The 21187-nt window shown below is 69.2% G+C and carries 18 protein-coding genes; 10 read left to right on the top strand and 8 right to left on the bottom strand.

What is annotated here, in order from left to right; genetic code table 11:
- The first annotated feature begins 146 nt into the window (after window positions 1-146).
- The 5 genes from ACTJKK_RS14655 to ACTJKK_RS14635 are packed head-to-tail and all read left to right on the top strand — an operon-like array spanning window position 147 to window position 4884.
- Window positions 147-740 carry a copper resistance CopC family protein gene (locus ACTJKK_RS14655; RefSeq protein WP_440748524.1) on the top strand — a complete coding sequence of 198 codons (594 nt, stop codon included), beginning with the start codon at window positions 147-149 and terminating at the stop codon, window positions 738-740.
- Window positions 741-751: 11 nt separating this feature from the next.
- Complete coding sequence (locus ACTJKK_RS14650; RefSeq protein ID WP_440748523.1) at window positions 752-1288, top strand: copper chaperone PCu(A)C; 537 nt, start codon at window positions 752-754, stop codon at window positions 1286-1288.
- Complete coding sequence (locus ACTJKK_RS14645; RefSeq protein ID WP_440748522.1) at window positions 1288-2526, top strand: Dyp-type peroxidase; 1239 nt, start codon at window positions 1288-1290, stop codon at window positions 2524-2526. The genes ACTJKK_RS14650 and ACTJKK_RS14645 overlap by 1 nt, the downstream gene beginning before the upstream one ends.
- Window positions 2475-3938, top strand: a complete 1464-nt coding sequence (locus tag ACTJKK_RS14640; protein WP_440748572.1) for a PepSY-associated TM helix domain-containing protein — start codon at window positions 2475-2477, stop codon at window positions 3936-3938. The genes ACTJKK_RS14645 and ACTJKK_RS14640 overlap by 52 nt, the downstream gene beginning before the upstream one ends.
- A gap of 55 nt (window positions 3939-3993) precedes the next feature.
- On the top strand, window positions 3994-4884 hold the full coding sequence (locus ACTJKK_RS14635; RefSeq protein WP_440748521.1) for an SDR family NAD(P)-dependent oxidoreductase: 891 nt from the start codon (window positions 3994-3996) through the stop codon (window positions 4882-4884).
- Window positions 4885-4922: 38 nt separating this feature from the next.
- Here the strand turns inward: ACTJKK_RS14635 and ACTJKK_RS14630 are convergent, their stop codons facing one another.
- From ACTJKK_RS14630 to ACTJKK_RS14620, 3 genes are all read right to left on the bottom strand, one after another.
- Window positions 4923-5534: a DUF4333 domain-containing protein gene (locus ACTJKK_RS14630; protein ID WP_440748520.1), complete on the bottom strand. Its 612-nt coding sequence runs from the start codon at window positions 5532-5534 to the stop codon at window positions 4923-4925.
- A gap of 211 nt (window positions 5535-5745) precedes the next feature.
- Window positions 5746-7035 (bottom strand): hemolysin family protein, encoded by a 1290-nt coding sequence (locus tag ACTJKK_RS14625; RefSeq protein WP_247632840.1) that lies wholly within the window; start codon window positions 7033-7035, stop codon window positions 5746-5748.
- Window positions 7036-7140: 105 nt separating this feature from the next.
- Entirely contained in the window at window positions 7141-8142 is a 1002-nt protein-coding gene (locus tag ACTJKK_RS14620; protein WP_440748519.1) for a TerC family protein, read from the bottom strand.
- Between the two features lie 244 nt (window positions 8143-8386).
- On the opposite strand from ACTJKK_RS14620, the gene ACTJKK_RS14615 reads away from it, so the two are divergent.
- Both ACTJKK_RS14615 and ACTJKK_RS14610 read left to right on the top strand, forming a co-directional pair.
- On the top strand, window positions 8387-8545 hold the full coding sequence (locus ACTJKK_RS14615; RefSeq protein WP_440748518.1) for a hypothetical protein: 159 nt from the start codon (window positions 8387-8389) through the stop codon (window positions 8543-8545).
- Window positions 8542-9447, top strand: a complete 906-nt coding sequence (locus ACTJKK_RS14610) for a VOC family protein (RefSeq protein WP_440748517.1) — start codon at window positions 8542-8544, stop codon at window positions 9445-9447. Before ACTJKK_RS14615 ends, ACTJKK_RS14610 begins: the two co-directional genes overlap by 4 nt.
- 69 nt (window positions 9448-9516) lie before the next feature.
- Here the strand turns inward: ACTJKK_RS14610 and ACTJKK_RS14605 are convergent, their stop codons facing one another.
- A complete protein-coding gene (locus ACTJKK_RS14605; RefSeq protein WP_440748516.1) occupies window positions 9517-11988 on the bottom strand; it encodes a X2-like carbohydrate binding domain-containing protein in 2472 nt (823 codons plus the stop codon).
- Window positions 11989-12151: 163 nt separating this feature from the next.
- Between ACTJKK_RS14605 and ACTJKK_RS14600 the strand changes: the two genes are divergently transcribed.
- From ACTJKK_RS14600 to ACTJKK_RS14590, 3 genes are read left to right on the top strand one after another with little or no spacing between them, the layout of a single operon-like run.
- The gene (locus tag ACTJKK_RS14600) at window positions 12152-14596 is read left to right on the top strand and encodes a glycosyl hydrolase family 95 catalytic domain-containing protein (RefSeq protein WP_440748515.1); all 2445 of its coding nucleotides are present in this window, start codon (window positions 12152-12154) and stop codon (window positions 14594-14596) included.
- Window positions 14586-15533, top strand: a complete 948-nt coding sequence (locus tag ACTJKK_RS14595; RefSeq protein WP_440748514.1) for an acetylxylan esterase — start codon at window positions 14586-14588, stop codon at window positions 15531-15533. Before ACTJKK_RS14600 ends, ACTJKK_RS14595 begins: the two co-directional genes overlap by 11 nt.
- A gap of 34 nt (window positions 15534-15567) precedes the next feature.
- Window positions 15568-16734, top strand: coding sequence for an ROK family transcriptional regulator (locus ACTJKK_RS14590; RefSeq protein WP_247955634.1), 1167 nt, complete (start codon window positions 15568-15570; stop codon window positions 16732-16734).
- 328 nt (window positions 16735-17062) lie between these two features.
- Here the strand turns inward: ACTJKK_RS14590 and ACTJKK_RS14585 are convergent, their stop codons facing one another.
- The 4 genes from ACTJKK_RS14585 to ACTJKK_RS14570 all read right to left on the bottom strand — a co-directional run bounded on the left by ACTJKK_RS14585 (window position 17063) and on the right by ACTJKK_RS14570 (window position 21176).
- Window positions 17063-18691 (bottom strand): extracellular solute-binding protein, encoded by a 1629-nt coding sequence (locus tag ACTJKK_RS14585; RefSeq protein WP_247632849.1) that lies wholly within the window; start codon window positions 18689-18691, stop codon window positions 17063-17065.
- Between the two features lie 61 nt (window positions 18692-18752).
- A complete protein-coding gene (locus ACTJKK_RS14580; protein WP_247632850.1) occupies window positions 18753-19730 on the bottom strand; it encodes a carbohydrate ABC transporter permease in 978 nt (325 codons plus the stop codon).
- A complete protein-coding gene (locus ACTJKK_RS14575; RefSeq protein WP_247632851.1) occupies window positions 19727-20701 on the bottom strand; it encodes an ABC transporter permease in 975 nt (324 codons plus the stop codon). Before ACTJKK_RS14575 ends, ACTJKK_RS14580 begins: the two co-directional genes overlap by 4 nt.
- Before the next feature lie 166 nt (window positions 20702-20867).
- Complete coding sequence (locus tag ACTJKK_RS14570; protein ID WP_440748513.1) at window positions 20868-21176, bottom strand: hypothetical protein; 309 nt, start codon at window positions 21174-21176, stop codon at window positions 20868-20870.
- Window positions 21177-21187: the final 11 nt, after the last annotated feature.

Here is a 21187-nt window from a genome sequence, read left to right as displayed (position 1 = left end):
CGCCTGCGGCCTCTGTGCCGTCAGGCGATCACGCCTGCGCCGGCACGCTGCCGCGCGGGCATCCGAACGCACATGCGGCGTCGGCTTCCCGGCGCCCGTTGAGAGGTCTGTCATCCATGTCCCCTGCCCGCAGATTCGCGGTCGGGATGGCGGTGGCGGCTGTCGCGGTGTTCGCGACGGCCGTGCCGGCATCCGCCCATGATTCGCTCGTCCACAGCACGCCCGAAGCCGGCGAGAGTCTGGCCACGGCGCCCGAGAGCATCACCCTGACGTACTCGGGCGAGCTGCTCGTGCTGGGCGATTCCACCCAGGGCGCGGTCGTGCTCGTGATCGACGAGAGCGGTCGCGATTGGGCGACCGGCGACGTGGAGGTCTCGGGTAACACCGTCACCGCCGCGGTCGAGCCCGGAATGCCCGATGCCGGGTACCAGGTGCGCTGGCAGGTGGTCTCGGAGGACGGGCATCCGATCTCGGGCATCGTCCCGTTCACGATCGGCGACGCCGAACCGATGACGGCGACGCAGGCACCGACGGATGCCGATGCTCCCTCGTACGTTCCGGACGTCTCGGATCCCACGGATCAGTCCACTGATGAGACCGACGGCGGCCTGCGTGTACTGCTCGTCGGCGGCGCGGGTGCGGCGATCGCCGTCGTCGCCCTCGTCCTGTATCGAATCCTCCGCCGTCCGAAGACGGCACCCGCCGCGTCCGCCGAGGGCGACGCCGCGGAAGAGAAGTGAAAGGCATTTCCATGAACACCCCCACGAAGAACCTGTCCCGTCTGACCGCGCTCGTCGCCGTGTCGCTGCTCGCCCTCACGGGATGCGCCGCTGCCGAGAGGCCTACCGAGGCGGCCCCCGCGGGCGAGACCGTCACCATCGAGGACGCCTGGGTCAAGGCCACCGACGAGGACATGTCGGCGGCCTTCGGCACGCTGACCAACAGCGGCACGGATGCCGTCACGATCGTGTCGGCCGAGACCGACGCCGCCGGCATGGTCGAGCTGCACGAGACCGTCGAGAACGAGGCCGGCGAGATGGTCATGCGCGAGATCGAGGGCGGATTCTCGATCCCCGCCGGTGGCTCGCTGGAGCTCGTGCCCGGCGCCGACCACATCATGCTGATGGGGCTCACGGGCGCCCTCAGCGCGGGCGACGAGGTCACCGTCACCCTCACGTTCTCGGACGACTCGACGTACGCCTTCACCGCTCCGGTGAAGGACTACTCGGGCGCCAACGAGAACTACGAGGGCGACGAGGGCGACGACCACGAGGGTATGGACCACTGATGCCCCCGCGCACCGAGGGTGCGCGCTCCGATCGCTCCGGGTCGACCCGGCGGCAGTTCCTCCTCGGAGGGGCTGTCGCCGGTGTCGGCGCGGTCGCGGCGATCGGGGTCGACTACGCCCTGAACCGGCAGGACGCCGGCACCGCAGCCCCCGCTTCGACGCCGATGAACGGCGAGGAGACCGTGCCGTTCCACGGCACGCATCAGGCCGGGATCGACACCGCCGCGCAAGCGCACGGACTGTTCCTCGCCCTCGACCTGCTCGACACGACGGATCGCGACGGCCTCATCCGGCTGCTGCGCATCCTCACCGATGACGCCGCCCGCCTCACGCAGGGGAAAGCGGCGCTCGCGGACTCCGAACCGGAGCTCGCCGCTGCCCCCGCACGCCTGACCGTCACGTTCGGGTTCGGCCCGGGCCTCGTCGCACGCGCGGCGGGCGTGGCGCCGGAGTGGCTTGCTCCCCTGCCGGCGTTCTCGATCGATCGCCTGCAGCCGGAGTTCTCCGACGGCGACCTGCTGCTGCAGATCGCCGCCGACGATCCGCTCACGGTCGCGCACGCGGCGCGGATGCTGTTGAAGGACGCCCGCAGCTTCGCGTCGCTGCGCTGGAGCCAGCAGGGCTTCCGCCGGGCGTACGGCACCGAGCGCCCGGGCACGACGATGCGCAATCTGTTCGGCCAGGTCGACGGCACCGCCAACCCCGAACCGGGAACGACCGAGTTCGACTCCGTCGTGTGGGTCGAGGACGGATGGCTGGCCGGCGGCACCGGGATGGTCGTGCGCCGTACGCGGATGGACCTCGACAAATGGGATCGTCTGGATAGCAGCGGGCGCGAGGCATCCGTCGGCCGCACGCTGGCGAACGGCGCACCGCTCACCGGCACGCAGGAGTTCGACGAACCGGACTTCGACGCGACCACGGCGGTCGGTTTCCCCGTGATCCCCCAGTTCGCGCACATGCGCCGCGCCCGCGGCGACGACGGCGAGAAGATCTTCCGTCGCGCCTACAACTACGACGAGCGTCCGGCAGGCGCGAGCGTGTCGGAGTCCGGCCTGATCTTCGTGTCGTTCCAGGCCGACATCGATCGGCAGTTCACGCCGATGCAGCAACGGCTCGCCGACCTCGATCTGCTCAACGAGTGGACGACGCCGATCGGCTCGGCCGTGTTCGCGATCCCGCCCGGATGCCGCGAGGGCGGCTTCATCGGCGAGACGCTGCTGGGCGGCTCGTCGTGACGGTCACGGAGGCCGCGCCGCCGGCCGCCTCCCGACCGGGCCGCGCGAAGAAGCCCCGGTGGTTCGGAGCCCTGATGCTGCGGTTGCACTTCTTCGCCGGCATCCTGGTGGGGCCGTTCATCCTGGTGGCGGCGCTGAGCGGTGCGCTCTACGCGCTCACGCCGACGCTCGAGCAGGTCGTCTACGCGCACGAACTGCACGCGCCGACGTCGTCGACGTCGCTCACCCTCGCCGAGCAGATCACGATCGCCGAGGAGCACGTCGGTGAGGAGGCGACGCTGTCGGCGGTGCGGCCCGCGCCCGAGCCGGGTGACACCTCGCGCATCCTGTTCGCGCAGGACGGGCTCGCCGCGAGCGAGTCCCGCGCCGTGTTCATCGACCCCGGCACGGGCGAGATCCGCGGAGACCTCACCGTCTACGGCACGAGTGGGGCGCTGCCGCTGCGCACCTGGATCGACAACCTGCACCGCAACCTGCAGCTCGGCGAGATCGGCCGATACTACAGCGAGCTCGCGGCATCGTGGCTGGGGATCGTCGTCGTGGCCGGCCTCGCGCTGTGGATCATCCGGATCCGCAAGGCGCGCGCGAAGCGCGATCTGCTGCGGCCGAACCCGAAGCACACCGGGTATCGGCGGGCTTTCGGCTGGCACGCGTCTCTCGGGGTCTGGGTGGTGCTCGGAGCGCTGTTCCTCTCGGCCACCGGCATCACCTGGTCGCAATTCGCCGGCGCGAACGTCTCGAGCCTGCGCGCCTCGCTCGACTGGGGCACGCCGCAGCTCACGACCGCGCTCGACGGAGCGGATGCCCCGGTCGACGAGCACGCCGAGCACCACGGGGCGGTGTCCGCTCCGACCGGTGCGGCGAATCCCGCCACCTTCGATGCGGTGCTCGCGATCGCGCAGCGCACCAACGTCGACACCGGGCTCGTGGAGATCGCCCCTCCCGCCGCGCCGGGCTCGGCATGGGTCGTGCGCGGGATCAAGACGAGCTACCCGACCGAGGTCGACTCGGTCGCGATCGACGGCACGACGATGCAGGTCGTCGACCGGGTCGACTTCGCCGAGTTCTCGCTGCCGGCGAAGCTCGCGCGGTGGGGCATCGACCTGCACATGGGAGTGATGTTCGGTCTCGCGAACCAGATCGTGCTGTTCGTGATCGCCCTCGCGATCGCCGGGATGGTCGTGCTCGGGTACGTGATGTGGTGGAAGCGGCGACCGCCGCGGTCGGCACGGAGGTTCGGGGGCTCGCCACCGTCGCGCGGGGTGCTGCGCGATGCCCCGTGGTGGGGGCTGGCGGCCGTCGCGGCGGTCGGCGCGGTGGTGGGACTGTGGCTCCCGTTGGTCGGCTGGACCCTCGTGGGGTTCGTGCTGATCGACGTGGTCGCGGGGCTCCTCTCGCGACGTTCGGCGTAGCCACGGCATCCGCGCTTCGGGATCCCGGGGAACTGTGGCCGCGTAGGTTGGGGGAATGGATGCTTCCGATCTGCGCGGCCGCACGATCCTCGTCACCGGGGCGAACGCCGGCATCGGCTACTGGTGCGTCGAGCAGCTCGCGTCCCGCGGGGCGCGGGTACTGCTCGGATGCCGCTCCGCCGAGCGGGCGGCGACGGCGGTCGACGCCGTACGCACCCGGGTGGCGGACGCCGATCTGCGCGTGCTGCCCCTCGACCTCGGATCGCTCGAGAGCGTCGCGCAGGCGGCATCCGGCATCGGCGAAACGCTCGACGCCGTAATCTGCAACGCCGGCGTGAAGGCGGCGACACCCGATGCCCGCACCGCCGACGGGCTCGACATCATGGTCGGCACGAACTTCCTCGGTCATTTCGCCCTGATCGCACAGCTCGGCCGAGCACTCGCGCCCGACGCCCGGGTCGTGGCGGTCGGCTCGCTCGCGCACCGTTTCGCGCAACTCGATCCTGCGCACATCACCGCTCCCTGGCGCGGATCGTCGCTGCGTCAATACGGCCGCTCGAAAGCGGCGCTCATGGCGTTCGCGTTCGAACTCGACCGCCGGTGGTCGGGATCCGGGCGCTCGGCGCTCTGCGCGCATCCGGGCTACGCGGTGGACCCGCTCACGCCCGACCGGCCCGGTCTCGCCGCCGGCTCGCGCCTCGTGCGGGCGCTGGCCCGTCCGACGCGCGCGCTCGTGCAGGGGAAGGACGCCGGCGCTCTGCCGATCGTGCACGCGTCGACGGCGACGGATGCCGCGGGCGGCGACTACTGGGGGCCGGGTGGGCTGCTCGAGTTCCGGGGAGCGCCGAAGCGAGTCGCCGCCTCGGATGCCGTGCGCTCACCCGCGACGGGGGCGGCGCTGTGGTCGGCCGCCGAGACGGCGACCGGGGTCGTCTTCCCGGCCTGAACGATCAGCCCGGGGGCGGGATCAGCCGGCGAGCGGGATCAGCCGGCGAGCTCCGGGATGACGACGTTGACGGAGTACGACGACCCCTCGACCTCGGAGATCGTGACGGTCGCGGCGTACTGATCGCCGCCCTGGATCGCGGTGCACTCGAGGCTGTAGCCGTCGGACACCTCGTGCGATCCGCCCGGGCAGAGCACGCTCGGGCTCGGGAGCACGCCCGCGTCGGTCAGCGCCCGCGCAGCGGTGACGCCGATCTCCTCGGCGGTCAGCGTCAGGGTTCCACCGGCGTCGGTCGCGGGGCTCTCGCTCGGTTCGGGCTCGGGAGCGTTGTTCGGGGCATCCGCGACCTGCACCGAAACCGTGACGTTGGTGCCGTCGACCTTCGTGAGGGTGACGTCGGCGTCGAACTCGGCACCGCTGGCCGGATCGGTGAGGAGGCACGGCACGACCGAGTCCTCCTTCAGGGGAATGCTGTCGTCGCCGCAGTCGATCTCGGGGCGTTGGCCGATCTCGGCCTCGAGCGCGTCCTCCGCGAGCGTCGCGATGTCGTCGGGCGACGCGGTGGCGGATGCCGAGAAGGTGCAGCCCGTGAGCGTCGTGGCGAGCAGGCCGGCAGCGGCGGTGAGAATGGCCAGTCGAGAAGTGCGCATGGAAGTGTCCCCCGTGTCGATGTCCCGGCCAGAGTATCGGCACACCTGGTGCACGTCGCGTTCCCGCGCTCGGCGCCGCGGCATCCGTTCGATACTCGCCGAGCCACCCCTCAACGACCGAGCCACCCCTTTCCGCACCGCCCGCAGAGGGGCGGCTCGCGCAGAAAGGGGTGGCTCGGCGAGAGGTGGCTCGGGGACGGCGCGGCGAGGGTCAGACGGCCGGGGCCGGCTCCTCTTCCTCCGCGCGCGGGGTCACCCGCACGCGGGCGATGCGGCGGCGGTCGAGCTCGGCGACCTGGATCGTCGCGCCCGGCACCTCGACCGTGTCGCCGACGACGGCGAGGCGTCCGAGCTGTTCGGTGATGAACCCGGCGATCGTGTCGGACGAACCGCGGGGCAGCTCGAGACCCGTCGCCTCCTCGAAGTCCTGCAGGTTCAGACGGCCGTCGATCGCGCCGCCCGGGAGATCCATCTCGGCCGTGTCGTACTCGTCGAAGATCTCGCCGACGACCTCCTCGACCAGGTCTTCGAGCGTGACGAGCCCGTCAGTGCCGCCGTACTCGTCGACGACGACCGCGATGTGGTGCCCGTCGGCGCGCATGCGCGTGAGGGTCGGCAGCACGCGAGCGGTCGACGGAATGTACGGGATGTCACGCAGCAGCGTCTGCACGGGACGCGACGGATCGTCGCCTGCCGCCTCGAACAGGTCGCGCACGTGCACGAAGCCGATGATGTCGTCGATCGACTTGTCGGCGACGGGGTAGCGCGAGAACGGCAGATCGCGCACCTGGGCCATCGCCTCGGCGGCCGTGGCGGTCTCGTCGAGCGCGACGACCTCGGGGCGGGGCCGCATGACCTCGCTGATCTGACGTCCGCGCAGCGAGAGCACGTCGTCGAGGATGCGGCGCTCGTCATCAGGGAGACCCTGATGCGAGGCGACGATGTCGCGCACCTCCTCGTCGCTGAGCTCTTCACCGGTCTTGTTCGGGTCTCCGCCGAGCAGACGCACGAGTGCGTTCGTCGACACCGACAGCAGCCAGATCACCGGCCGCATGACGATCGCGAAGCCGTTGAGCGCGGGCGCCACGGCGTACGCGAACTGCGCATTGCGCTGGATCGCGAGGCGCTTAGGCACGAGCTCGCCGAGCACGAGCGACAGGTAGGCGATCACGAGCGTCAGCACGATCGTCGCGATCGTGAGAGAGATCGCCGGATCCAGACCCCACGACTCGAACAGCGGCGCGACGGACGGCGCGATCGAGGTCGCTCCGTAGGCCGCCGATGCGAAGCCGGCCACCGTCACGCCGATCTGCACCGCCGAGAGGAAGGTGTTGGGGTTGCGGGCCAGAGCGGCGACCTTCGCCCCGCGCTTGCCGCGCAGGCCGATCGCGTTGATCTGGCTCTCGCGCAGCGTGACGAGCGCCATCTCCGTCGCTGCGAAGACACCGCCGATCAGGACGAACGCGAAGACCAGGGCGATGTTCCAGAGCAGGTCGCCCATCAGCGGGTCACCTGCTCGGTGCGGGGGTGCGCGCCCGGGGTGAACCGGGCGCTCGTACTGTCAGAGTCCGAAGAGTCAGAACAGTGGGCGTTCAAGGAGGGCTCCTTATTTGTCGGTGTTCTCGGTGGCGGAGGCGACGGCCGCGGGATCGCGGCGCGTCTTGAGGAGACTGGCGACGGTGGCGACCGCGATGGTCGCACCGATGAAGAGCAGCGAGAACCAGATCGGGATCTCGGGCGCCCAGAGCACGGGCTCGCCGCCGTTGATGAAGGGCAGCTCGTTGACGTGCAGGGCGTGGAAGACGAGCTTCACGCCGATGAAGGCGAGGATGACCGCGAGGCCCTGCGCCAGGTAGACGAGACGCTCGAGCAGGCCGCCGATGAGGAAGTACAGCTGGCGCAGACCCATGAGCGCGAAGGCGTTGGCGGTGAACACGATGTACGCCTGGTCGGTGAGCCCGTAGATCGCGGGGATCGAGTCGACGGCGAACACGAGGTCGATGAAGCCGATCGCGATGATCGTGAGCAGCATCGGGGTGACGAAGCGCTTGCCGTTCTTGACGACCGTGAGCTTGTCGTCGTTGTACTCGTCGCTGACCGGCAGGTGCCGGCGCACGAACCTCATGAACCGACCGTTGGCGGGGTCGCTCTCATGGTTGCTGAACGCCTGACGGTAGGCGAGCACGAGCAGCAGCGCGCCGAACAGGTAGAAGATCCACGAGAAGTTCTCGATGAGCGTCGCGCCGACGGCGATGAAGATGCCGCGCAGGATCAGGGCGATCACGATGCCGATCATCAGCACCTTCTGCTGGTACTTCTTCGGCACGGCGAACCCGGTCATCACGATGAGGAAGACGAACAGATTGTCGATCGACAACGCCTTCTCGGTCAGGTACCCGGCGAAGTACTCACCGCCGTAGGTCCATCCCGAAACGACGCCGATGCCGACACCGAAGAGCAGCGCGAGGCTGATGTAGAAGATCGACCAGCGGGCGGACTCGCCGATCGACGGTTCGTGAGGTGTGCGCACGTGCGCGAAGAACTCGTACACGAAGAACGCGATCGTCACGGCGATCGTGATGATCCAGATCAGGGGGGTGACATCCATGAGGACTCCAGACTCGGCGTATGCGGCAGCAGCGCCAAAGTCTTCTCCATTCCTTCGATCAGGAACCGGCGGCCCGGGATGCGAACGCATCCGTAATGACGAAACCACCGTGGCGGAGTACTCCCCTTGGTGAGATCAGTGTAATGCATGCGAGCGGATGCTTCCTGACGAGGTGCCCTGAGGCGCGGAATGATCGCGCCGCCTCTCGTGTTAGTTGAAATGTCAATCAACCGAAAGAAGCACCATGCTGATCGCCTACTGGATCGTCGCCGGCGTCCTCGCCCTCGCCTATGTCGCCGCCGGAGGGATGAAGGTCGTGCAGCCGCGCGAGAAGTTCGTCGCCGCCGGCCTCACCTGGGCACCCGACTTCCCCGCGTTGTCGGTGAAGGCCATCGGCGCATGAGCCTGACACCTGCGGCCGGCGCGTGGCGCGGGGCATCCGTCTCGACCGCCGGCGCGGCACCCGATGACACGCGCATGGACACCGTCGAACTGCTCGTGCGCGATCTCGACGCCATGACCGCGTACTACCAGCAGGCCGTCACGCTCGACGTGCTCGACCAGTCCGGAGCCACGGCCACCCTCGGCCGAGGCACGCAGAAGATCATGCGGCTCCGCCAGGAGAAGGACCTGCCGAACGCGAATCCGCGCGGAGCAGGGCTCTATCACACGGCGATCCTGTTCCAGGATCAGCACCAGCTCGCGGCATCCCTCCTGTCGATGGCCGAGCGCGTTCCGCAGACGTTCACCGGCTCGGCCGACCACCTCGTCAGCGAGGCGTTCTACTTCACCGACCCGGAGGGCAACGGCCTCGAGCTCTACCATGACCGTCCGCGCGACGAGTGGACGATCCTGCCCGACGGCGGGGTGCAGATGGCCTCACTCGCCCTCGACCCGAACGCGTTCCTGCAGCAGTGGCTGACGACGGATGCCGCGACCACCGGCGACACGGCGGCGATCGGTCACGTGCACCTGCAGGTGGGAGACATCCCCTCGGCGAAGGCGTTCTACGCCGGAGTGCTGGGGTTCGATGTGACGGCCGATCTCGGCAGCGCCCTGTTCGTCTCGGCGGGCGGCTACCACCACCACATCGGCATGAACACCTGGCAGAGCGCCGGGGCCGGCCCGCGGGCCGCCTCGCTCGGCCTCGGCGATGTGCGCATCGTCGTGCCCACCCGCGCCGACGTCGAGGCGCTCGCCGACCGCATCCGCTCGCACGGCGTCGACGGCGCCGACGATGGACACGCGCTACGCCTCGCCGACCCGTGGGGCACTCGCCTGGTCATCACGCCGGACGCCGCCTGACGGCATCCGCGCAAAGAGGAAAGGGGCGCGGGCGGCACACACTCCACCCGCGCCCCTGGTCTCACCGGGCTACCGCGTCACGTACGACAGGCTGTCGAAGCGGAGCAGGTCGCCCGAGGTCTTCACGATCTTGATCGTGTGATCCCCCTTCTTCACATCGTCGAGCGTGAAGAGCACCTGCTGCGTGAGGCGGGTGTCGCTGTGCAGGTCGACCGTGTCGACGAGGTTGCCGTCGAGGTAGATCTCGGCGGTGCCCTGATCGGGTCCGGTCGCGCCGGTCAGCGTCAGCTTCTTGCCGCTGAACGTGAACGAGACCGCCGCTCCGTCCTCGGCCGTGGCGTGCACGTCGTCGCGGTGGTCGCCGCGGAACCGCAGCTCGAGCCCGGTGTCGCCATCCGGCAGCGCCGCGAGGAACGCGCTCGCGAACGTGATCTCGTCACCCGCGATCGTGTAGTCCGTGCCGTCGGTGAGCGGTGTGCCGTCGCGCGAGATGCTCTGCAGCTCGCTCGGGTCGCGCAGCAGCGTGACGACGGCATCCGCCGGGGCCGCCCGGTCGAAGGCGAGGTGGTCGACGTCGATCACGCCCTCCTGCACGATGTCGAGGCGGTCGTTCAGCATGAACTGGCCCGACTTCTTCACGACGCGCAGGGTGTGCGAACCGTTCGGAAGATCGCGCACGCTGTAGACCTGCTGCTGCACCCCGCGGCCGTCGGCCTGGAAGGTGTCGACCGTGTCGACGAGCACGCCGTCGAGGTAGATCTCGGCCTCCCCCTGCGAGGAGTGCGTCTCGGTGAACCAGTCGATCCCGGTGCCGACGAACGAGTACTCGAACGCCGACCCGTTGGCCTCGCTGTAGTGCACGTCGTCCTGGTAGTCGCCCATGCCGCGTCCACCGCTCTGACTCCACGTACCGCTGTAGACGATGCCGGGGTCGTTGTTGTTGATCGTGCGTACGTTCGACGGGCCGGGCTCGGGAGCCGTGCCGCCCTGCGACGAGTCGAACGACGAGACCGTCAGGGCCTGGGCGCGGGCGGGCACCTCGGCGCCGCCGTTGCGCGTCCATGCGCCCTCGTAGGTGAGCCGTGCGTCGTCGTCGTTGAGGGTGAGCGTGCTGTTCTTCGCCGGCGTGAAGGTGAACAGGCGGGTGCCGTGCACGGGCACGTCGGTCGCGACGAACTCGCCGGTCGCCTTGCCCAGGTTCTTCTTCTTCCAGAGGTCGCGCACCTTGACCTCGCCCTCGACGCCGAGGTCGGCGAGCGAGACCGTGATGTCGGCATCCGTGCGTCCGAGGTTGAAGACCGCGACCGTGACGGAGCCGTCGGGGTTGGTCGAGAACCACGTCTGGCGCGACGAGCCGGTCGAGACGGGGTGCGCGGGGCGCCCGGCCTGGTTGACCGCGATGACCTCGTCGTTGGTGAGCAGCTCGAGACCGTAGGCGTCGAGGTTCGTCATGTCGTTGCCGAGGTACATCGGCACCGACGACACGGCCCAGAACGTGGCCGCGGTGCGGCGCTCGTCCTTGGTGAGGCCGTCCATCTTGCCGTTGCCGACGTTCAGCGAGTCGAAGTCGTTCCAGCCCGAGTTCGGCCCCGCGTGCCGCCACCATTCGGCGGCCTTCGGGAAGAGCCGGGCGATGTTGTCCCACGTGGTGAGAGCTTCGTTCTCGCAGTAGCACTCGACGTCCCAGTCGATGCGCCAGCCGTCGGCGTGCTCCTTCCAGTAGTCGGCGTAGCGGATGTCGAGGGCCCAGGAGAGCTCGAACCAGATGTTGTTGCGCTTCAGCGCCTGCGACCATGCGGCGACGTCGTCACGGGCGTCGAGCGAGAGGTCGCCGACGCCGGAGCCGGGGGTCACGCTGTCGAACTTGACGAAGTCGATGCCCCATTCGCCGAGCATGTCGGCGATCGAGTCGATGTAGGCCTGACCGCAGGGGGTGGAGAAGTCGATGCGGTGGCCGATGCCCCAGTAGTCGGCCTGCTGCAGCGGCCGCTTGACGACGTCGGCGGTCGTGCACTCGGGGGCGCCGTAGACGGGGTACGCGGCTTCGTAGACCGATTCGGAGATGCCGGGGATGAAGTAGAGGCCGATCTTCTGGCCGTTGCCGTGCACGTGATCGATCACGGCCTGCAGGCCGTTCGGGTACAGCGTCTCGCTCGGGATCGGGCGGCCGTACTCGTCGTTGCTGCCGTTCCAGCCGGCGTCGATGTTGATGTACTCGTAGCCGTGGCTCTGCAGCTTCTCGTGCATGGCGTCGGACTGCGCGATGATCTGGTCGGCGCTGATCCAGGCCTGCCCGTTGCCGGCGTAGACCTGCATGCTGTAGCTGCTCCAGCCCATGTAGGGCTTGTCCGCAAGGGACTCCTCGTCGGTGTTCGTCGCGGCGACGACGCTCGTCGCGAGTGCCGCCGTGACCGGTGTCGCGGAGACCTCGGTGGCGGATGCTGCGGATGCCGTGGCGGCACCTGCTCCGAGCACGAGTGCGCCGACGGCGAAGCCCGCCGCCCATCGCAACCGTGTTGTCGAACGGATGGTGTCGAACATGATTTCCTCTCGGTGGTTTCGACGGTGAAACCCCAGGCGCTCCGTCGCGTTGTCCCCAGGAAAGAACCGGACCCGACGGCCCGGCCAATTACTTGACACCGGTAATTAATCATGAATACGCTGAGACCGCAAGCAAACATCCGAGGTTTTGACAGGAAGATCGATGTCGCTCTCCGCAGCAGAAAACCCCTCGTCCGCCGCCGGAAATCTCCGGCTCTCGTGGGCTGCCCCGGCGACCCGATGGGAGGAAGCGGCCCCGCTCGGCAACGGGCGGATCGGCGCGATGGCCTTCGGCGGCGCCGACGCGCGCTACGCCCTCAACGACTCCACTCTGTGGTCGGGGACGCCCGACGGACCCGCCCGCGCGCTGCGCGACGTGATCGCCGCGGGCGCAGGCCCCGCACGCCTGGCCGAGGTGCGCGCGGCGCTCGATGCCGACGATGTGCGCCGCGCCGAAGACCTCCTCATGGCGTTCGAGGGACCCTACTCGCAGGAGTACCTACCGCTCGGCGACCTGCACGTACGGATCACGGATGCCGAGCCGGACGACCCCGCGCGCATCCTCGACCTCGACGACGCCGTGCTCCTCGAGACGCTGCGCATTCCCGGCGGCACGCTGCGCCGTCGATCGTGGGTCTCGGCCCCCGCGCAGGCCCTCGTGATCGAGATCGACGCCGACGCCGAGTTCACGGCATCCGTCGCGCTGACCACTCCCCTGCACACCGATGGTCTCGTCGTCCGCGACGGCGGGATGACGCTCGGCGTCGTGGCCCCCATCGATGGAGCGCCCCTGCACGAAGGCCCGTTGCAGACGCCGCTGCGGTATGCCGACGACGAGGGCTACGACGCCTTCGCCGCGGCATCCGTCGCCTGGCGCACCGACGGCCGTGTCGAGGTGACCGCCGACGGTGTCGCCGTCCACGGCGCCCGGCGCCTGCTGATCTTCCTCTCCTCCTCGTCTCGCGCCGCGTCGTGGTGGGCCGGCGCGAGCGAGGAGGAGTGGCGGAACGTCTCGCGTGAGACGATCCGGAACCGTGCGGCGGAACAGGCGGATGCCGCCGCTCGCCGCGAGGCATCCGCGCTGTTCGACGAGCACGTCGCCGACCGGCGACGGCTGACGCGCGCGCGGTTCGCGATCGGCGGGCGGCGCGAGGGCACCTGGGACGTCGAGCGCGACCTGCTGCGCGGCGACGACCTCGCCCTCAAGACGACCGTGATCGCCGAGTTCGGCGCGTATCTGCTCGCCTCCTGCTCGCGCGCGGGCAGCCCGGCCGCGAACCTGCAGGGCATCTGGAACGCCGAGCTGCGCCCGGCCTGGTCGTCGAACTACACGATCAACATCAACACCGAGATGAACTACTGGGCGGCTCCCGTGCTCGGCCTCGACGACTCCTTCGAGCCGCTGCTCGCCCTCGTCGAGAAGCTCGCCGAGAACGGCGCCGACGTCGCCCGCGAGCTCTACGGGGCTCGGGGCTGGGTCGCCCACCACAACAGCGACGTGTGGGGCTGGGCGCTGCCGGTCGGCGACGGCCACGGTGCCCCGAGCTGGGCGATCTGGATGATGGGCGGCGTCTGGCTGACCCACAACCTCTGGGATGCCTACGAGTTCGGTGGCGACCGCGACCTTCTGCGTACACGCATCTGGCCCGTGCTGCGGGGCGCCGTCGAGTTCTGCCTCGACTGGCTCGTGCCCGACGCCGACGGACGCCTGCGCACCTCTCCTTCCACGTCGCCCGAGAACTCCTTCTTCGCCTCGGACGGCGAGGGCACCGCGATCGGCCTGACGTCGGCATCCGATCTGCTGCTCGTGCAGGGCCTGCTCGAACGCGCCCTCCAGGCGATCGACGCCCTCGACCTCGACGACCCGACGCTCGCGGCCGAGATCACGAGCGCGCTCGGTGCCCTCGCCCCGGTCGGCATCCGTGCCGACGGGCGCATCAGCGAGTGGTCGGCCGACGTGGTCGAGGTCGAGCCGCTGCACCGCCACCTCACCCCCGTGCTCGGCATGTACCCGCTCGAGGTGACGACGCGCGAACGCACCCCCGAGTTGTTCGATGCCGGCATCCGCCTGCTCGACGCGCGCGGCCCCGGAGCGATGGGGTGGTCGTGGGCGTGGAAGATCGCGCTCCGCGCCCGCATCGGCGACGGCGAGACCGCCGCTTCGCTGCTCGACGAGGCGCTCACGCCGTTCGACGGCGATGCCACGCGGCACGGTCCGGTCGACGGCTCGGAGTGGGGTGGCCTGCTGCCGAACCTCTTCAGCACGCATCCGCCGTTCCAGATCGACGCGAACCTCGGCTTCCCGGCCGCGATCGCCGAGATGTTCGTGCAGAGCCACGGCGGCGTCGTGCGCCTGCTGCCCGCGCTGCCGGCCGCGTGGACGACGGGCGAGGTGCAGGGCATCGGCGTGCGCACCGGCCTCGTCGCCGACGTCGCGTGGTCGGAGGGGCACCTCACCGGGGCGATCCTGCACAACCGCCTCGCCGAGGACCGCACGGTCGACGTCGAGCACGACGGGCACCGCGTGACGCTGACCGTGCCCGCGGGCGGCACTCTCTCGGTGCCGGTCGGCGCCGATGCTCTGAGCGGAGCTGTCGATGCGCGGTGAATTCGTGACGGTCGACACCCCGACCACGCAGACCGAGCCCGCCGACTTCGACGCCTTCTGGGCGGAGACGCTCGACGAGACGCGACAGCATCCGCTCGGTGTCACGATCGAACCGCATCCGACCCGCTTGACCGCGATCGACGTGTTCGAAGTGACGTTCGCCGGATTCGGCGGCACGCAGATCCGCGCCTGGCTGCGCGTGCCGCACGGCGCCACCGCACCGCTCCCCGGGCTCGTGCAGTTCTTCGGATACGGCAACGGCCGCGGCCATGCGCTGCGCGACCTGCGCTGGGCCGCCGCCGGCTACGCGCACCTCGTGGTCGACGCCCGCGGGCAGGGCCACGGCGACACCGACGACGACCACCCCGACGGCGGCCCCTCTGCCGGCGGGTTCCTCACCCGAGGCCTGCGCTCGCCGCACGAGTACTACTACCGCCGGGTCTACGCTGACGCGGTGCGGGCGGTCGAGGCCCTCCGCTCGCTCGACCTGGTCGACGCATCACGCGTGGGCGTCGTCGGCGCCAGCCAGGGCGGCGGCATCGCGCTCGCCATGGCCGGGCTCGTGCCCGACCTCGCCGTCGCGATCATCCAGGCCCCCTTTCTCAGCGAACTGAATCGCGCCGCCGAGCTGAGCAGCGAGGCACCGTACGCCCTGCTGACCCAGTACTTCGCCGACCGCCGGCTCGATCGGGCGGCAGCCCTCGACACCCTCCGCTACTTCGACGCGGTGAATCATGCGAAGCGCGCGAACGCTCCCGCGATCCTGAGCACCGGGCTGCGCGACGGGGTCACGCCCCCGGCATCCGTGCTCCCCGCCTTCACGGCTTACGGGGGCGAGAAGCACATCGTTCTCTGGCCCGACAACGGCCACGAGGCCGGCGGCGACCTCGACGAGGAGAACGCCCTCGAGTTCGCCGCCGCCCGTCTGCGTCCGTGATTCGCTACGGTTGCCGATAACGAACGAGGAATTGATGGACCACGACACGTCGACGCGCACCACCCTCATCCGATCCGCATCGGATGCCGGATCGAAGGTGTTCGCGACCATCCTCACGCGCAGCCCGATCAGCCGTATCGAGATCGCCCGGCACACCGGACTGTCGCAGGCCGCGGTCACGAAGGCCGTGTCGCCGCTGGTCGCAGCGGGGCTCGTCGATGCACCGCCCGCCGAGCACCGCGACGGCAATCCCGGGCGACCCGTCGCCCCGGTGTCGATCGTGCCCGGGGCGATGATCATGCTGGGTGTGAAGGTGAACGTCGACGAGGTCATCGCGGTCGCCACCGACCTCACGACCACGGTGCTCGCCTCCGAGCATCGTGCGCTCGCGGCCCACGACCCGGATGCCGTGCTCGAGGCCATCGTCGAGGTCACCGCCTCCCTCGAGAGCGAGCTCGGGCCGCGATCCGCCGCGATCGCCGGGCTCGGCGTCTCGATCTCGGGCGACGTCGACAGCCGTCACGGCATCGTGCGCGAGTCGGCGATCATGGGCTGGACCGACGAGGACTTCGCCGCTCGGCTGCGCGACCGGATCGGCCGGCCGGTGACCCTCGAGAACGACGTGCACGCGCTGACCGTCGGCGAGCACTGGTTCGGCATCGGCCTGGGCACGGCCTCGTTCGCGATCGTCACGATCGGCCGCGGCATCGGAAGCGGACTGCACGTGAACGGCCAGGTCGTCAGCGGCGCCTACGGGGTCGCCGGCGAGATCGGGCACCTGCCCCTCGCCGATCCCCGACGCGTATGCCCGTGCGGACGCAACGGCTGCGTCGAGGCCGTGGCCGCGACCCCCGCCATTGAAGCGGCCGTCTCGGCCGCGCACGGTCGGATCATCGGCATCGACGAGGCCGTGCGCCTCGCCCACGACGGAGACCCCGCTGCCGAGGCGGCGTTCCGCGAGGCGGCCGAGATCGTCGGCACCGCCATCGCCACGCTCGTGAACCTCACCGGCCCCGAACTCGTCATCATCGGGGGCGAGGGCGTGTCGAACTTCGACCTCTTCGACGAGACGCTGCGCAGCGCCTTCGAGGCGCACGCCTTCGGTGCCGCGGCGCGTTGCCGCATCGTCGCACGCCCGCACACCTTCGAGGACTGGGCCCGCGGCGCCGCCGCGGCCGCGATCCAGTCCCTCGTGCGCTGAGACGGGGTTTCGCGGGGCGGGACCCTTCGACGGGCTCAGGGACCCAGTCTCTCGCGGGCCCCGACGGGCTCAGGGACCCGGTCTCTCGCGGGCCCCGACGGGCTCAGGGACCCGGTTCTCTCGCGGGCCCCGACAGGCTCAGGGACCCGGTTCTCTCGCTGAGGGGTCAAGACACGCCGCGCCGCGGACCGCGCGCAGGGCGTGTCTTGACCCCTCACCGATCCCAGCAGCAGGCTGGGTCGCTGAGCCTGTCGAAGCGTCGCAACCAGTCACCCCACGCAGAACTGCCCGGCGGAAGCATCCGCCGGGCAGTCTTCACCTCACTCGCTCACAGTGCGTCGTAGAGCTCCTGCTGCAGTTCGAGGTAGCGGTCGACGCCCAGGCCGTTCAGGTCGTCGATGTACGACTGCCATGCGCCGTCGTCGTTGATGTCGCGCTGCCCCGTGACGAACTCCGCCTGCGCCTGCGTGATGTAGGTCGCGATGTTCGTCTGCAGCTCGGCGATCTCGGCCGAGGTGTCGGGGTTCGGCCACAGCTTCTCCGACGGGAAGACGAGGCTCTCGTCGGGAGCGAACGGCTCGTAGAGGTTGGTGGCCTCGAGCAGACGACGCTCGTACCCGTCGGGTGCGTAGATGTCCTCCGGCACGACCTGCGAGTTGCGGAACTCGAGCGAGTCCCAGTACTGAGCCATCGAGCGCCAGGCGGAGTTCGAGGTCTCGTCGTACGTGAGCGGCTTGAAGGTCGGCTCGAGCTCGGGGTCGAGCGCGACGTCGCCCGGCTCCGCCGGAACCCAGGCCTCGCCCTCGGGGCCCATGGCGCCGAGCTTGTCGCCCTCATCGGTCACGAGGTAGTCGATCGCCTTGATCGCCTGGATGCGCTCCTCTTCGCTCGACTTGTTCGTGAGCGCGAACATTCCCAGTGAGCTGATCGGCGAGCGGTACGTCGCGTACTGCGTGCCGTCCGGGCCCTTCACCGGCGGCACCGCGTCGTAGTGCGTGTCGCGCCCGTCGGGCGAATCCTGCGTGACGATCTCGTACGGGTGCAGCACCGCCGCGGCACCGAGGATCTCGGCCTCGGCGTTGTCGCCCAGCGCGCGCAGCGACTCCCCGTTCTGGGTGAACGACGCCGTGTCGATGAGCCCCTCGTCGGCGAGCGACGAGATGTACTTCAGGCCTTCGCGCCATCCGTCGGTGGTCGCCGAGAGCGTCACCTTGTCGCCGTCGAGCACCATCGGCGGCGGGCTCGTGGGCGAGCCGTACGGGGCGTAGGTGAAGGCGTTCATGAAATAGTTGATGACCGGTTCGCCCGACGATGCGCTGAGCGCGACCTCGTCGGCCTTGCCGTTGCCGTTCGGGTCGTCGTTCTTGAACGCGCGCAGCATCTCGCGCAGTTCCTCGGTGTCGGTCGGCTGGTCGAGACCCAGCTTGTCGAGCCAGGTGGAGTTGACCCACAGCTTCGACGGGTAGCTGCAGTGGAAGCACTCGGTCCACTGGGTGATCGCGTAGATGTGCCCGTCGGGCGCGGTGACCGACTGCTTCCAGTCGGGCTTCTCCTCGAAGCGCTCCTTGAGGTTCGGCGCGTACTCGTCGATGAGGTCTTCGAGGGGCACGAGCACGCCCTGCTGCCCGTACTTGAGCACCTCGCTGCGCGAGAAGGCGTCGACCCACGGCACGAGGAAGTACGCGTCGGGGTAGTCACCGCTGGCGAGCGACACCTGGCGCTTCTCTCCGGCGACGCTGCCGTCGTAGGTGGTGGTCTGCCAGTCGAAGTCGATGTCGAACTTCTCCTCGAGCAGCTTCGTGAACGCGTTGTCCTTGAGCGAACCGTTGTCGCCCTGCGGGCCGAACGCGACGAGCTTGCCGTTGTCGTCGCTGGGCGACGTGCATGCCGCCAGCGCTCCTGCGGCGAGAGCGAGGGCGCCTACGGCCGCCGCTCCTCGGATGATGCTGTGTCTCATTGCCGGAATCTCCTTTGCCCGGGTAATGGGGGTGTGTGGTGGTGGGTCTGTGAGAGAGGGGTCAGCCCTTGACGGCGCCGACCATGATCCCCTTGTTGAAGTACTTCGCGACGAACGGGTAGGCGACGAGCATCGGGATGGTCGCGATGACGACGGTCGAGTACCGCATGAGGTCGGCGAGTTCACGGCGCCGCAGCTGCTCGGCGACGTCTCCGCCCCCGCCCGAGTCGTTGAGGATCAGGAGTCCTCTCAGCACGAGCTGCAGGGGTTGCAGGTCGGCGTTGCGCAGGTAGAGCAGGGCGTCGAAGTACGAGTTCCACTGCATGATCGCGTACATCAGGGCGATGACGGCGAGCAGGGGCTTCGCGAGCGGCACGACGATGGTCCAGAGGATGCGCAGTTCGGATGCCCCGTCGAGCTGTGCCGCCTCGTACACCTCGTCGGGCACGGCCGAGCGGAAGTACACGATCGCGATGATCACCTGCCAGACGCCGATCGCGTTGGGCAGCAGCATCGACCAGCGGGTGTCGAGGAGGCCGAGGGACTGCACGACGAGGTACATCGGGATGACGCCACCGCTGAAGAGCATCGTGAACACGACGCCACCGGTGATGACCTTGCGTCCGAAGAGCTGCGTCCGCGAGAGCGGGTAGGCGACGGCGACCGTGCCGAGCACGCTGATGAGCGTGCCGACGACGGTGTAGAAGATCGAGTTGCCGAATCCGCGGAGGATCGCGGGGTTGCCGAGCGCCTCTTCGTAGCCGCGGAGCGTGAAGTCGACGGGCCAGAACAGCACGCGGCCGGCCGAGACGGCCTGGGGGCTCGAGACCGAGCTCGCGAGGATGTTCAGCAGCGGCAGCAGTACGACGAGCAGGAAGACCGTGAGCAGGATGTAGGCCGCGGCGATGAACACGCGGTCGGTCTTGGTCTCCTTGACCTTGACGCCGCGGGTGAGCGGGTCGCGCTTCGGCCGGCGCTTCTTGTTCTTCGCGACGACGACCTCCTCGGTCAGGAGCGCCTCGGTGTTGATCGTGGTCACCACAGTCCGTTTCCCGTCACTCGCTTCGACACCGTGTTCACCACGAGCAGCAGCACCAGGCTGATCACGGCGTTGAAGAGCCCGATCGTCGCCCCGAGACTGAAGTTCGCGTTGAGGATGCCCGTTTTGTACACATAGGTCGGGATGATCTCGGACGTCGAGAGGTTGAGGGCGTTCTGCAGCAGGAACGCCTTCTCGAATCCGATCGCCATGATGTTGCCGACGCCGAGGATGAGGATGATGGATGCCGTGGGCAGCAGCGCCGGGATGTCGACGTTCCAGATCTTCTGGAGCCTGCTCGCGCCGTCGATCTTGGCGGCCTCGTAGAGCGAGGTGTCGACCGACGCGAGGGCGGCGAGGTAGATGACGGCCGAGTATCCGGTCGTGGTCCAGATGTCGGTGGCGACGTAGATGTGCCGGAAGAAGTCGGCGCTGGCGAGCAGATCGACCTGCCCCGCGCCGAAGAAGCTGAACGTGCGCCCGAGGAGTCCGACGCGCGGCGAGAGCAGCAGGATCGTCATCGACACCACGACCACCGTCGAGATGAAGTACGGCGCGTAGGTGACCATCTGCACGGTGCGCTTGAAGAAGCGCAGTCGCACCTCGTTGAGCGCGAGGGCGAGGATGATCGGCAGCGGGAAGCTGGCGAGCAGCGTATATGCGGCGAGGATGAACGTGTTGCCGACCAGGCGCGGGAAGACGGGGTTGCGGAAGAGGTTCGCGAAGTTGTCGAAGCCTACCCACGGGCTGCCCCAGACGCCGTCGATCGGGTTGTAGTTCTTGAACGCGATGACCGCGTTGGCCATCGGGATGTAGCGGAACACGATGAACCAGATGATGGGGATCAGCAGCAGGAGGTACAGCTGCCAGTAGCGGCGCAGGCTGCGACGGAACCGGGACTGCCGTTTCCGACGTTCCGCGGGTGCCGCCGCTGTCGCGGTGGGGAGGTCTTGCTCGACACTGAGCGTCATGTCTGCCTTCTCGGGAGAATTACTTTACGTCGTAATATAAACACCGCCGAGGCCAATGCGCAACCCGAACATCCGACGTCTCCCCCGGGTGCTGAGATGATCCGGGCGCACGAAAGGTCGGCATCGCCACGGATACCGACCTCTCGTGCGACCCGAACGGATGCCGTCAGCCGCGAGCGCGAGCGTTGTGCATCGCGATCACTGCGGCCGGCAGCGCGACCCACAGCACGAGGGTGGGCAGCACCCACCACCATGCCGAGTCGCCCTGCTCGACCCAGGCGCCGCCGAGCATGCCGACACCGAAGGCCACGCACGCTCCTCCGCCCGCGCGCAGCGCCACCGACCACTTCGGCGTGACCTCGGCCTCGCGCCAGTACGGCACCCGTCGTCCGGGGTTGGCGCGGACGACGCGGACGATCGATCCCAGGAAGAGAACCAAGCCGATGAGGAAGAAGAGAACTCCGGCGAACAGCATCCGACGACCGT

The sequence above is a fragment of the Microbacterium sp. 22179 genome, from assembly GCF_052045715.1.
In the GTDB taxonomy this organism is placed as follows: Bacteria; Actinomycetota; Actinomycetes; order Actinomycetales; family Microbacteriaceae; genus Microbacterium; species Microbacterium galbinum.
The sequence above is the reverse complement of the archived record's forward strand: the minus strand, read 5'-3'. Positions and strand labels throughout refer to the sequence as shown.